Source organism: Lactococcus formosensis, assembly GCF_018403745.1.
Lineage (GTDB): Bacteria > Bacillota > Bacilli > Lactobacillales > Streptococcaceae > Lactococcus > Lactococcus formosensis.
Genome location: NZ_BOVP01000008.1, coordinates 1 through 12,377, shown reverse-complemented (window position 1 = coordinate 12,377; position 12,377 = coordinate 1). Strand labels below are relative to the sequence as shown.

The window sequence follows — 12,377 nt, the reverse complement described above, 5'->3', positions numbered from 1 at the left end:
TTGTGTAAAATCACACAAACTTTTTTGATGAAATACTATTCGCATTTTAATGATAAGAAAACCGCCTGAGTGGCGGTTTTCATTAAAGTGTTGGTAAAATACATGTGCCCTCAGGGCTATAAAAGTCTTTTTGCTTAAGTGTGAGCATTCCTGTTTTCCTATTGCGGCGGAAAAGACTGATATTATCGCTATCTTGGTGTGCCACGATAATAAAATCTTCTGTGCTATTGAAATTGAAGTCTCGAGGTGTTTCACCTTCAGTTTTTACAATATCTTCTAGAGTTATTTTTGTTCCTAAGGGGCTAACACTGTAGATGGCGATCGAATTATGACCGCGGTTTGAAGCATAGAGAAAAGCACCATCGGAAGAAAGACGGAGAGCAGCTGCGCTCTTTGTGCCTTCAAAATCTACGGGGAGAGTACTAATTGTTTCAAGTGCAGCAAAGCGGCCTTTTTCTTCATTGTAGCTAAGGACAGTTACAGTAGAAGAAAACTCACCAATAGCGTAAGCGATTTTACCATTAGGATGGAAAGTGAGATGACGTACCCCAGTACCTGCAGGCATACGGTAGAGACTTACGAGAGAAAGCTTGCCCTCTTCGCCAACCACATCGTAAACTGTAATCTCATCTGTACCCAAATCACATGTAACCAACCGTCCGTCGGGTGTAAGATCTGCATAATGAACATGTGGGCGTTCTTGTCCAGGGTTGATCTTTGAACCATCACCTTCATGCTTTACAGTATCTGTTAAGGCAAGTGAACCATCTTTTTGAATTTTATAGACTCGGATTTCCCCTAAGTGATAATTTGCTCCGTAAACAAAGCCACGCTTATTATCGACAGCCACATAGCAAAGCGGTGCGCCAACGCTAGTAACATAATTGAGGAGCTCAGTCTTTCCTCTCTTATAGCTGAGTGCAGCGATACCGCCACCGTTTTCATCTGCGGCACAAGTGTAAAGATGTTGTTTTGTTTTATCCAAAGCAAAATAAGTTGCATTTTGAACATGAGCAACTTCTGTTAGATTAGAAAGTTCTTCCTTTGAAATATCTAAGTCAAAACTGTAAATCCCCTTTGATTCACGCTTAGTGTAACCACCAACAAGAATTTTTTCACGCATATCTTGGCTCCTTTAACATTTAATATTCGTATAATTATTTTATCATAAATGAGCGTTTTCAGGAAACTAAATCTCTCGCAATTTGCGAAAGTAGAGAAGCCAATAAAATGGTGCAACAAGCTCTTGCAATAAGGGGATGTTTAGTGTATAATAGTAGTGTTGTCTATGGGCAATAATTTCACATTTTGACTTGACGGTGTCGTAGTGCACACGTTGTAGCGGCATTGGCTGACAGTCGAAAGAGGAAAAAACTATTTTAAAAGGAGACATTAATATGTCAGTTATTTCAATGAAACAACTTCTTGAAGCTGGTGTTCACTTCGGTCACCAAACTCGTCGTTGGAACCCAAAAATGAAACCATACATCTTCACAGAACGTAATGGTATCCACGTTATCGACCTTCAAAAAACAGTTAAACTTGTTGACGATGCTTACAACTATGTACGTAACGCTTCATCTGAAGGTGCTGTAGTACTTTTTGTTGGTACTAAAAAACAAGCTTCAGAAGCTGTTAAAGAAGAAGCACTTCGTGCTGGTCAATACTATGTAAACCACCGTTGGCTTGGTGGTATGCTCACTAACTGGAATACTATCCAAAAACGTGTGGCACGCCTTAAATCAATCAACAAAATGGAAGAAGACGGAACTTTCGAAGTTTTACCTAAGAAAGAAGTTGTACTTTTGAACAAAGAACGCGAACGTCTTGAAAAATTCATCGGTGGTATCGCTGACATGCCTCGCATCCCAGATGTGATGTACGTTGTTGATCCACACAATGAACAAATCGCTATCCAAGAAGCTCAAAAATTGGGAATTCCAGTTGTAGCTATGGTTGATACAAACGCTGACCCAGATCCAATCGACGTTATTATCCCAGCAAACGATGATGCTATCCGTGCAGTTAAATTGATTACTGCTAAAATGGCTGACGCTATCATCGAAGGTCGTCAAGGCGAAGATTCAGTAGAAGCTGAACTTGCGGTTAAAGATACTGCTGCTTCAGAAGAATCACTTGAAGAACTTGCTGAAATCGTTGAAGGCAAATAATTTGTAATGAATAATACAGGCGAGGCCCTACGCCTCCCTGTTTTTTTATAAAATATAATAATAGGAGAATTATACAATGGCAGTAACAGCAGCTCAAGTAAAAGAATTGCGTGAAAAAACTGGTGCAGGTATCATGGATGCCAAACGTGCACTCGTTGAAACTGATGGAAATATGGAAGCAGCCGCTGAGCTCCTTCGTGAAAAAGGTATTGCGAAAGCTGAGAAAAAAGCTGACCGTATCGCCGCTGAAGGTTTGACAGGTATCGCCGTAAGTGGTAATACTGCAGCACTTATCGAATTGAACTCAGAAACAGACTTCGTTGCTAAAAATGAACAATTCGTTGCTATCGTTAAAGAAACAGCTGAACTTATTGCAGAGAAAAAACCTGCAACTAATGAAGAAGCTTTGGCTTTGACAACTGCAGAAGGTATCAGCCTTGAAGATTCTTACACACAAGCTACAGCAACAATTGGTGAAAAAATTTCATTCCGTCGTTTCCAACTTATCGAAAAAACAGACGATCAAACATTTGGTGTTTACCAACACAATCAAGGTCGTATTGGTGTAGTTACAGTTGTTGAAGGTGGAGATGCTGAGCTTGCGAAAGCTGTTGCGATGCATATCGCTGCAATGAACCCAACTGTTCTTTCTTACAAAGAATTGGATGCTGAGTTTGTTCATGATGAGTTAGCTAAATTAAACCACACAATCGATGAAGATAACGAAAGCCGTAAATTGGTAAATAAACCAATGCTTCCACACCTTGCATATGGCTCACGTAGCCAATTGACTGAAGAAGTTCTTGCAAATGCTGAAGCCGAAATGAAGGAAGAACTTTTGGCTGAAGGTAAACCTGAAGCAATCTTGGGCAAAATCATCCCAGGTAAAGTTGCGAAATTCATCATCGATAACACTAAAGTCGACCAAGCTTATACACTTCTTGGTCAACTCTACGTTATGGATGACAGTAAAACAGTAGAAGCTTTCCTTGAGTCTAAAGGTGCTAAAGTTGTAGCATTTACACGTTACGAAGTTGGTGAAGGTATCGAGAAAGCAGAAAACAACTTCGCGGCAGAAGTTGCTGAAGCAGCAGGTCTTGCTTAATTATAAAAAAACAGTTCATAGAGCTGTTTTTTTTATGACTATTTGTGTGAAGGGCTTCTTTTTCATGGTTTTAAACTTATAGTGTATGTAATCTAAAAAATGTAGAAAAGTGATGTAAAATCAAATATAATGTGCTATAATAAAGAGTGAAACTTTGTATTTAAAAATAAGTTTAAATAAAAAGATAAAATTACCTAAAGTTTTGGAGAGAAGATGTCAAGTACAATAATTATTCTTTTGGGCGTTCTCATAGTGATTGTCGTTGGATTCTATGTATTTTCAATGGTAATGCGTAAGAAAACAGAAAATCGTATTCTTGAGTTGGAAGAGCGCAAAGAGCTGCTTTTTGATTTACCTGTGCAAGAAGAATTAGATGCCGTCAAGAAGATGCATCTCGTTGGACAGTCACAGACCATTTTCCGTGAGTGGAACCAAAAATGGATTGATTTGTCATCAGATTCATTTGCTGATTTAGAAAACCATATTTTTGAAGCTGAGCAATTGAATGACTCCTTCCATTTTTTCCGTGCCCGTGAGTCTGCCGATGATAGCGAAGCACAAATCGAAGTCATGGAATCTGAAGTCGAAGCGATTCGTGCAGGTGTTGCAGAGTTGGTCGAACAAGAAAAACGCAATTCAACAAAAATTCAAGAATCTCTTGATCTTTATGAAACACTCCGTGATGAAATCACTGACAACCAAGAAAAATATGGTACAGTTATTGACGAAATTAACCGTCACTTGGCAAATATAGAAACGGAATTTTCACAGTTTGTTACGCTTAACTCAACAGGGGATCCGATTGAGGCAGCAGAAGTGTTGGAAACTGCGGAAGAACATACGATTGCTTTGCGTGCGATTACGGAACAAATCCCAGACTTGCTTGTTGTTGTCGATAAAGAATTGCCAAAACAAATCGAAGAGTTAGAAGAAACAGTTCATAAGTTCGAAGAAGAGGATTACGTACTTCCTGCAAGTGTTAACCTTGAGAATGAAATGAAAGCCATCCAAGATGATTTGGAAGAAGCTAAAGCCCTTCTTGACAGTTTTGAACTTGAAGCAACGGAAGCCCGTATTTCTTCAATTAATGATCGTATTAATGGTATTTATGATATTTTTGAGCGTGAATATAAAGCACGCCGTAGTGTAGAAAAACGCGTCAATATTCTCCGAAGCTATATTGAACACACACGTGCAAACAACAAAAATCTCTTGTTAGAAATCGACCATACGATGCAGTCATATTTGCTTTCCGACAATGAAAAAGCAGCTGTACGTAGCTACTCTGAACACCTTGATATCCTCGAAGGAGAAGTTGACAGTGTACTTGAAGCAGTTAAAGAAAAACAAAAACCTTACTCTGCCTTAGGTGGAAATGTAAATTCAATCATTGAAGCTTTGGAAGATATCGAAAAAAATCAAATCAGCATTAGTGAAGGACTTGCTAATTTACGTGAGCAAGAAAAAGTTGCACAAGAAGCTGCTGATCGCTTTGACTCAGAGCTACGCATCATCAAGCGTTATGTGGAAAAACGTAACCTTCCAGGATTACCGAAAGATTATTTAGATCTCTTCTTTGCGACAAGTGAGCGATTAGAAGCCCTCTTTAAAGAGTTAGGTAAAGTACGTATTAATATTGATGTAGTGAATCATCAACTTGACACATCTACTCAAGATATGGAAGCCTTGAAGGATGCAACAGATGATTTAGTAGATCATGCCGTTCTGGCAGAACAGTTGATGCAATATGCTAATCGTTATAAAGCAAGTGATGAACGTATTGCTGGAGCCATCGCTCGAAGCTTACAACTCTTTGATCGTGCACGCAACTATGATGGCGCCTTTAACGAAATTTCAAACGCTTTAGAGATGGTTGAGCCAGGAGCAGCAGAACGTATTGCGAACGTATATAATAATCACAAAGAAAAACCAGATTATCGTTAATAAAAAAGCGTAAGGGAACTTACGTTTTTTTATTTTATATCATTTTAAAATGGCCTTTCCTAATAAGCTTAAGTCTCGAATAAAAGGACAAATGGTTATTGTATGAAATATGTTATAATAGGCCTATGACTGAAACTGAAAATATTATGGAAGAATTGCATTGCATTGGCTGTGGTGCATTGATTCAAACAGAAGATAAAAATGCTTTAGGTTTCCTGCCTGCAGGAGCGCTAGCGAAAAGAGGAGAAGATGACGCGTTGTACTGTCAACGTTGCTTCCGCCTCCGCCATTATAATGAAATCGCTGATGTCAGTTTGACAGACGATGATTTTTTACGCCTTTTGAGTGAAATCGGTGAGCATGATGCCTTAATCGTGAATGTTGTTGACATCTTTGATTTTAATGGCTCTCTAATTCCAAGTTTGCACCGTTTCACAGGAAACAATGATCTTCTCTTGGTAGCCAACAAGAAAGATATTTTGCCACATTCTTTGAAAGTTGGTAAAATGAGCGCTTGGCTCAAGGAGCAATCAAAGAAAGCGGGTCTTCGTCCCCTTGATGTTCTTGTCACCTCAGCTAAAAATCAAGATGATGTTCGAGAACTCATGGAAAAAATTGAGAAGATGCGCAAAGGTCGTGATGTCTACATAGTTGGTGTAACGAATGTGGGTAAATCTACATTAATCAATGCTATTATCAAACTTGTCACAGGGGATGACAATGTGATTACCACTAGTCGTTTTCCAGGAACGACTTTAGATAAGATTGAGATTCCTCTTGATGATGATAGCTTGCTTATTGATACACCAGGGATTATTCATCGTGGACAAATGGCACACTATCTTGAAGCGAAAGACCTGAAACTCGTTTCGCCTAAAAAAGAAATCAAGCCTAAAACTTACCAACTTAATGCTGGACAAACATTATTTCTAGGCGGTCTTGCGCGTTTTGATTATATTCAAGGTGAAAAACAAGGACTTACTGTTTTTTGTGACAATGAATTAGATATTCATCGTACAAAATTAGAGGGTGCTACTGAGTTTTATGAAAAACATGCGGGTGGTTTACTTCAACCACCACGTGCGAAAAATCTTTCGGACTTTCCAAAACTCATCCGTAAAGAATTTTCTGTCAAAGAAAAATCAGACATCGTCTTCTCAGGATTAGGATGGATTCGTGTTGCGGAACGTGGTGTTGTTGCGGCATGGGTACCAGAGGGTGTAGATGTGGTCCTTCGTAAGGCGTTGGTATAAGTATGATAAATCTAGAAGAAAAACAAGAACGAGTTTTACTCGCTGGTGTCGAAACCTTTGAAAACAGCGAAAACTTTGAGAGTTCAATGCTTGAACTTGCTGAATTAACAAAAACAGCAGGTGGTATTGTGATTGACGCTTTTACGCAAAAGCGAGACAAATATGACACTAAGTTTTTGATTGGAACTGGTAAGCTTGAGCAGATGCGTTGGGCGATAGAAGTTGGAGAAATAGACACAGTCATCTTTAATGACCGCTTGACACCACGCCAAAATATCAATCTGGAAGAAGCTTTAGGAGTCAAAGTTATTGATCGAATGCAACTGATTTTGGATATCTTTGCATTACGTGCACGTTCTCATGAAGGGATGCTTCAAGTCGAGCAGGCACAACTTAGCTATTTGTTGCCACGTTTGGTTGGGCAAGGTATCATGCTCAGCCGTCAAGGAGGAGGCATCGGTTCCAAAGGTCCTGGTGAAAGTAAACTTGAAACCGATCGTCGCTATATTCGAACACGTATTGAGAATATTGAAAAACAACTCAAAAAAGTTGAAAAAACACGTGAAACGATTCGAAAAAAACGCAAAGAGAGTTCAATCTTTAAAATCGGATTGATTGGTTATACCAATGCAGGAAAATCAAGTGTGATGAATGCTTTAACTGAAAAAACGCAATATGAAAAAGATGAGCTTTTTGCTACACTGGATGCTACAACAAAGTTGGTGAAAATAAAAGAGGATTTTACAGTCAGTCTCACAGATACCGTTGGTTTTATACAAGATTTGCCGACGGAACTGATTAAGGCATTCAAGTCGACTTTGGAAGAGTCAACCCATGTTGATTTACTGATTCATGTTATTGATGCGAGCAATCCCCATCATGAAGTCCATGAAAAAACAGTCCAGAAACTGATGGCAGAAATGGATATTCAAGGGATTCCTGTATTAAATGTCTATAATAAAATGGATATGGCTAAGGATTTTGTGCCAACTTTGGCACCAGCTGTCCAACTTTCGATTAAGTCAGCTGAAGGTGTCCAATGGTTACGCACAGCAATCTTAGAAAAATTGCATGAGCTCTTTGTCGCCTTTGAGTTGGACTTGCCATATGCGATGGCATATAAACTGCCGGAACTGAAAAAAATAGCCATGGTCAACGATGTTGTCGAAGGTGAAACAGCTTATAAAGTTAAGGGGCTTATTGCCCCTAATATGACGTGGAAGCTGGATAATTATTAGAAAAGAGAAATAAAATGGAATTAACTGGAAAACAAAAGCGTTACTTACGAAGTCTCGCAGTAAATATTCGCCCCATTGTCCAAATCGGAAAATCTGGATTGTCTAACGAAATCCTTACAAGTATTCGCCACGCTGCAGATGCACGTGAATTAATTAAGGTCAATATCTTACAAAATTCAGATGAAACAGCGAAAGATGTCGCAGCGATGATTGACGAAATGGGGCTTAATGTGGTCCAAATTATCGGACGAAATGTTGTAGTATTTAAGGTTAGTGACCGTAAAGAAAATCGTAAAATTTCAGAAGATGTAAAAAAGGTATAAGTTATGTCGCTTGAACTTCTAACACCTTTTACTAAGGTGGATCTACAAGAGGAAAATGCTCGTGTTCGCCGTGCCATCGGCCTTTTTTGGGGAAGTTTCAATCCTGTACACATTGCACATTTAACAATAGCTGATCAAGTGCGTCAGCAGCTGAATTTGGAGCAAGTAGTTTTTCTTCCAGAACATAACACAGACGGGCATGTTACACGTATGCTGGAACTGGCATTGGATGGAAAAGAAGGTCTTGTATTGAATAAATGCCGCTGCCAAGCAAATGAAGGTATATATGAAACACTAAAAGTCCTCAAGGAGGAACATCCTGATATGGATTTTTACTTTATCATTGGTGGAGACTTAATCAATAGTTTACCAAGCTGGAAAAATATTGAGCAACTTTTAGAATTAGTACAGCTGGTCGGCGTACGTCGCCCACGTTTCCGCGCGGGGACAAGTTATCCTATTTTGTGGGTTGATGTCCCGGGAATGGATATTTCTGGCAATATGATACGTGAACAATTTAGCCGAGGCCTTGTTCCTAATTTCTTGCTAGCACCAAAAGTACTTGCCTATATTAAGAAAGAAGGCCTTTATGTTTGATTTTTATCCAGAAGTAAACTTGTCAAGAGAAGAGCTGCTTGTGAAGATAAAAGCTCAAATGTCTGAAAAACGTTTCCAACATATTTTAGGAGTGGAAAAAGCAGCAATTATACTTGCTGAAAAATACCATGTAAATGCGCATAAAGCGAGTCTTGCTGCTCTTTTACATGATTACGCGAAAGAAATGTCTGATCCTGTTTTTTTAGAATTGATTGACAAGTATAATCTAGGTGATGACTTGAAAAACTGGGGCAATAATATTTGGCATGGTCCAGTGGGCATCTATAAAATGCAAGAAGATTTAGGTTTGAAAGATACCGAAATCCTACATGCAATCGAGGTTCATACTGTAGGAAGTCCTGAGATGTCTGACTTAGCTAAAGTACTTTATGTTGCAGATTATATTGAAGAAGGGCGTGATTTCCCAGGCGTTATCGAAGCGCGAGCTATCGCAGATTGTTCTCTTAATATGGCTGTTGCTTTTGAGACGATGCGCCTTATTGACTATCTGGCAGAGCTTCGCGTTAAGATTTATCCCCAAAGTATCGAAACATATAATGCATTTATAAAATATCTTAAAAAATAATAATAAAATAGAAAATAGGAATAAAATGAATTCAAAACAATTACTCGAAACAGTTGTAAAAGCAGCCGATGATAAAAAAGCATTGGATATTGTAGCTCTTGATGTTGCTGCCGTATCAGGCGTTGCGGACTATTTTGTCGTCCTTGAAGCAATGAATACACGTCAGATTGATGCGATTGTTGATAATGTCGCTGAAGAAGCAGATAAGCTTGGTGTTCAAGCAGCAGGTCATATTGAAGGAGATGCACGTACAGGATGGGTTTTAGTTGACTTAGGTGACGTGATTGTCAATGTTTTTGACCATGATTCACGCTTGCGTTTTAACTTAGAGAAGCTTTGGTCAGATGCACCACTTGTTGATATTAATGAATGGATTTCTGAATAAATGACGGCTTCTTATGAGGAATTTGCTCGGGTCTATGACTCTGTAATGGATGAAGAGCTCTATGACCTGTGGTTTGATTTTAGTCAAAGACATTTCCCAGCAAAAGCCCAAAATATTATGGAACTGGCATGTGGTACAGGGATTCTCTCGATAAGATTTAGTCAAGCGGGTTACGAGGTGACCGGTGTTGATTTGTCAGAGGAAATGCTGACCATTGCGGATAAACGGGCACGTCAGATGGGGGAAAAGATTACTTTTGCTGCAGGAGACATGCGTGAATTGTCGGGAGAAACCACATTTGATGCCGTGACTTGCTATTCGGATTCGCTCTGCTATATGTCGAATGCTTCTGAAGTCCAACGCGTTTTTGATGGCGTTTATAATTCTTTAAATACGGAAGGTGTTTTTATCTTTGATGTCCATTCAACGCATCAAGTGGATTCGGTCTTTCCAGGGTACTCTTATCACGAAAACGACGAAGATTTTGCTTTTCTTTGGGATTCTTTTGTAGGGGATTACCCTCATTCAGTCGTCCATGAATTGACTTTCTTTGTTAAAGATTCCGATGGAAAATTTGTGCGTAAAGATGAAGTACATCAAGAGAGAACCTATCCAATAAAGGAATATTTGACAAGACTTCAAAAATTTTCTAAAGTAGAAGTATATGCTGATTTTGAAGATGAAAAACCTGAAGAAGAAAGCTTACGTTGGTTCTTTGTATGCAAAAAATAATAGGAATAGTTGCTGAGTTCAACCCTTTTCACAATGGACATAAATATTTATTAGATCAGGCAGGCGATGGTATAAAAATCGTTGCCATGTCTGGTAATTTTATGCAGAGGGGGGAACCAGCTCTTTTTGATAAATGGACAAGAGCGGAAATGGCTCTAAAAAATGGTGCAGATATCGTAGTTGAGCTACCTGTCATGGGAGCTGTCCAAGCTGCTGATTTTTTCGCACAGGCAGCAGTGGATATTCTTGATAAAATGGGGATTGGTGAACTTGTTTTTGGTTCGGAGTCTGCCCATGATTATCAAAAAATCGTGAATCTTTATGAAGAGAAGTCAACCGAAATGGAGAACTTCATTAAAGATTTACCTGATGCATTGAGTTATCCCGAAAAAACTCAGTTGATGTGGCAGAAATTCTCAGGCTTACATTTTGATGGAAATACACCTAACCATGTCCTTGCTCTTGCTTATGCCAAAGCCAGTGCGGGCAAAGATATAAGACTACAAGCCATTCAGCGTAGTAACGATTTTCATTCTCGTAGCTTATCTGGTGAAATTGCCTCAGCAACAGCTATCAGAGCAAATATCGACCAACAAGATATTTTTAATTTTGTGCCTGAAAATTTGAAGCAACTCTATCATCAACCCAGAGTTTCTTGGGATAATTATTTCACTTTGCTTAAATATAAGATAATTTCCCAAGATTTAAGCACTATTTTTCAAATGAACCCAGAGTTGGAAAGTCGGATAAATACGGCGGTTAAGAAAGTAACAACTTTTGACGAATTAGTAGAGGAAGTACATACGAAAAGATATACTAGAGCACGTGTGAGGAGGCTTTTAACCTATATTTTATTGGATATTCCACGTGATTTTCAGCTGCCTCAAAATATTCATGTTTTAGGATTTACCAAGCAGGGGCAACTTCATCTAGCTAAAGTTAAGGATAAGCTTGTGACTCGTATTGGAAAAGAGTCATGGGATTTACTTACGCAAAAGTCAGATGATATTTATCAATTAGGAAATGATAATTTTAAAGAACAGAACCATGGGCGCAAACCATTGATTTTGTGATATAATATTTAAGAATAAATTGAAAATAGGAGGTGTCCCATGGGACGCAAATGGGCCAATATCGCCGCAAAAAAATCAGCTAAAGACGGAGCTACATCAAAAGTTTATGCAAAATTTGGTGTTGAAATATATGTAGCCGCAAAGCAAGGGGAGCCAGATCCAGAGTCGAATACAGCGCTCAAGTTTGTTATTGAACGTGCGAAACAAGCACAAGTTCCAAAGCATGTTATTGATAAAGCGATTGACAAAGCTAAAGGTGGAGCAGAAGAAGCTTTCGTTTCTGGACGTTATGAAGGATTCGGCCCGAACGGTTCGATGATTATCTGTGAGACGTTGACTTCAAATGTAAACCGTACAATTTCTAATATCCGCACAATTTTCCATAAAAATGGGGGTAATATTGGTGCTGAAGGATCTGTAGGTTATATGTTCGATAATACCGGTGTGATTGTCTTTGCTGGTGATGATGCTGATGAGATTTTTGAATATTTGATAGAACAAGAAATCGATGTACGAGATGTTTCTGCGGAAGAAGGACAAATTATTGTTTATACGGAACCGACAGATTTACACAAAGCAATTGCTGCTCTCAAAGAAAAAGGGATTACAGAATTTACGACAACTGAACTCGAAATGATTGCACAGAGCGAGGTTGAGCTCTCTGGTGAAGATTTGGAAACTTTTGAAGGTTTAGTGGATGCTTTAGAAGACGACGATGATGTTCAAAAAGTTTATCATAACGTAGATATGTAAATAAAAAAAATGGTCATTTGGCCATTTTTTTATTTACATATCTATAGTTTTATCTTAATTAACTGTCAATTTCAAAAAAATAGGAAGGCTATAAAGCCCATTAAATAGGGCATAAACCGAACAAAGATAATTTTTTTTGCAAAAAAGGACAGTTTATTCTTGACAGAAGGGAGTGAGTTTGATAGAATATAATAGTTGTCGCGAGAGAGCACATCTC

Annotated in this window: 13 protein-coding genes; 12 read left to right on the top strand and 1 reads right to left on the bottom strand. The window is 38.7% G+C overall.

Features of this window, described 5'->3' with window-relative positions; genetic code table 11:
* Positions 1-82: 82 nt before the first annotated feature.
* Positions 83-1,123, bottom strand: a complete 1,041-nt coding sequence (locus KJS37_RS08785) for a lactonase family protein (protein WP_213496930.1) — start codon at positions 1,121-1,123, stop codon at positions 83-85.
* A gap of 274 nt (positions 1,124-1,397) precedes the next feature.
* Between KJS37_RS08785 and rpsB the strand changes: the two genes are divergently transcribed.
* From rpsB to KJS37_RS08725, 12 genes are all read left to right on the top strand, one after another.
* Positions 1,398-2,171: a 30S ribosomal protein S2 gene (rpsB, locus tag KJS37_RS08780; RefSeq protein ID WP_003133158.1), complete on the top strand. Its 774-nt coding sequence runs from the start codon at positions 1,398-1,400 to the stop codon at positions 2,169-2,171.
* A 76-nt stretch (positions 2,172-2,247) separates the two neighbouring features.
* Positions 2,248-3,276 carry a translation elongation factor Ts gene (gene tsf / locus KJS37_RS08775; protein WP_017369502.1) on the top strand — a complete coding sequence of 343 codons (1,029 nt, stop codon included), beginning with the start codon at positions 2,248-2,250 and terminating at the stop codon, positions 3,274-3,276.
* Between the two features lie 213 nt (positions 3,277-3,489).
* Positions 3,490-5,220, top strand: coding sequence for a septation ring formation regulator EzrA (gene ezrA, locus KJS37_RS08770; protein WP_017369501.1), 1,731 nt, complete (start codon positions 3,490-3,492; stop codon positions 5,218-5,220).
* Positions 5,221-5,366: 146 nt separating this feature from the next.
* Entirely contained in the window at positions 5,367-6,473 is a 1,107-nt protein-coding gene (gene yqeH, locus KJS37_RS08765; RefSeq protein WP_213497015.1) for a ribosome biogenesis GTPase YqeH, read from the top strand.
* Between the two features lie 2 nt (positions 6,474-6,475).
* Positions 6,476-7,711: a GTPase HflX gene (gene hflX, locus KJS37_RS08760; protein WP_165714021.1), complete on the top strand. Its 1,236-nt coding sequence runs from the start codon at positions 6,476-6,478 to the stop codon at positions 7,709-7,711.
* Positions 7,712-7,725: 14 nt separating this feature from the next.
* Positions 7,726-8,034, top strand: coding sequence for a ribosome assembly RNA-binding protein YhbY (gene yhbY, locus KJS37_RS08755; protein ID WP_017369498.1), 309 nt, complete (start codon positions 7,726-7,728; stop codon positions 8,032-8,034).
* Positions 8,035-8,037: 3 nt separating this feature from the next.
* Positions 8,038-8,631: a nicotinate-nicotinamide nucleotide adenylyltransferase gene (locus KJS37_RS08750; RefSeq protein ID WP_213496928.1), complete on the top strand. Its 594-nt coding sequence runs from the start codon at positions 8,038-8,040 to the stop codon at positions 8,629-8,631.
* Positions 8,624-9,217: a bis(5'-nucleosyl)-tetraphosphatase (symmetrical) YqeK gene (gene yqeK / locus KJS37_RS08745; RefSeq protein WP_213496926.1), complete on the top strand. Its 594-nt coding sequence runs from the start codon at positions 8,624-8,626 to the stop codon at positions 9,215-9,217. Before KJS37_RS08750 ends, yqeK begins: the two co-directional genes overlap by 8 nt.
* 25 nt (positions 9,218-9,242) lie before the next feature.
* Entirely contained in the window at positions 9,243-9,602 is a 360-nt protein-coding gene (gene rsfS / locus KJS37_RS08740) for a ribosome silencing factor (RefSeq protein WP_003133173.1), read from the top strand.
* A complete protein-coding gene (locus KJS37_RS08735) occupies positions 9,603-10,334 on the top strand; it encodes a class I SAM-dependent DNA methyltransferase (protein WP_213496924.1) in 732 nt (243 codons plus the stop codon).
* Entirely contained in the window at positions 10,322-11,407 is a 1,086-nt protein-coding gene (locus tag KJS37_RS08730) for a nucleotidyltransferase (protein ID WP_213496922.1), read from the top strand. Before KJS37_RS08735 ends, KJS37_RS08730 begins: the two co-directional genes overlap by 13 nt.
* 39 nt (positions 11,408-11,446) lie before the next feature.
* A complete protein-coding gene (locus KJS37_RS08725; RefSeq protein ID WP_017369493.1) occupies positions 11,447-12,160 on the top strand; it encodes a YebC/PmpR family DNA-binding transcriptional regulator in 714 nt (237 codons plus the stop codon).
* Positions 12,161-12,377 lie beyond the last annotated feature (217 nt).

Coding starts and splice junctions, on each gene's coding strand:
- KJS37_RS08785 (WP_213496930.1), bottom strand. CDS start 1,123: ATGCGTGAAAAAATTCTTGTTGGTGGTTACACTAAGCGTGAATCAAAG.
- rpsB (WP_003133158.1), top strand. CDS start 1,398: ATGTCAGTTATTTCAATGAAACAACTTCTTGAAGCTGGTGTTCACTTC.
- tsf (WP_017369502.1), top strand. CDS start 2,248: ATGGCAGTAACAGCAGCTCAAGTAAAAGAATTGCGTGAAAAAACTGGT.
- ezrA (WP_017369501.1), top strand. CDS start 3,490: ATGTCAAGTACAATAATTATTCTTTTGGGCGTTCTCATAGTGATTGTC.
- yqeH (WP_213497015.1), top strand. CDS start 5,367: ATGGAAGAATTGCATTGCATTGGCTGTGGTGCATTGATTCAAACAGAA.
- hflX (WP_165714021.1), top strand. CDS start 6,476: ATGATAAATCTAGAAGAAAAACAAGAACGAGTTTTACTCGCTGGTGTC.
- yhbY (WP_017369498.1), top strand. CDS start 7,726: ATGGAATTAACTGGAAAACAAAAGCGTTACTTACGAAGTCTCGCAGTA.
- KJS37_RS08750 (WP_213496928.1), top strand. CDS start 8,038: ATGTCGCTTGAACTTCTAACACCTTTTACTAAGGTGGATCTACAAGAG.
- yqeK (WP_213496926.1), top strand. CDS start 8,624: ATGTTTGATTTTTATCCAGAAGTAAACTTGTCAAGAGAAGAGCTGCTT.
- rsfS (WP_003133173.1), top strand. CDS start 9,243: ATGAATTCAAAACAATTACTCGAAACAGTTGTAAAAGCAGCCGATGAT.
- KJS37_RS08735 (WP_213496924.1), top strand. CDS start 9,603: ATGACGGCTTCTTATGAGGAATTTGCTCGGGTCTATGACTCTGTAATG.
- KJS37_RS08730 (WP_213496922.1), top strand. CDS start 10,322: ATGCAAAAAATAATAGGAATAGTTGCTGAGTTCAACCCTTTTCACAAT.
- KJS37_RS08725 (WP_017369493.1), top strand. CDS start 11,447: ATGGGACGCAAATGGGCCAATATCGCCGCAAAAAAATCAGCTAAAGAC.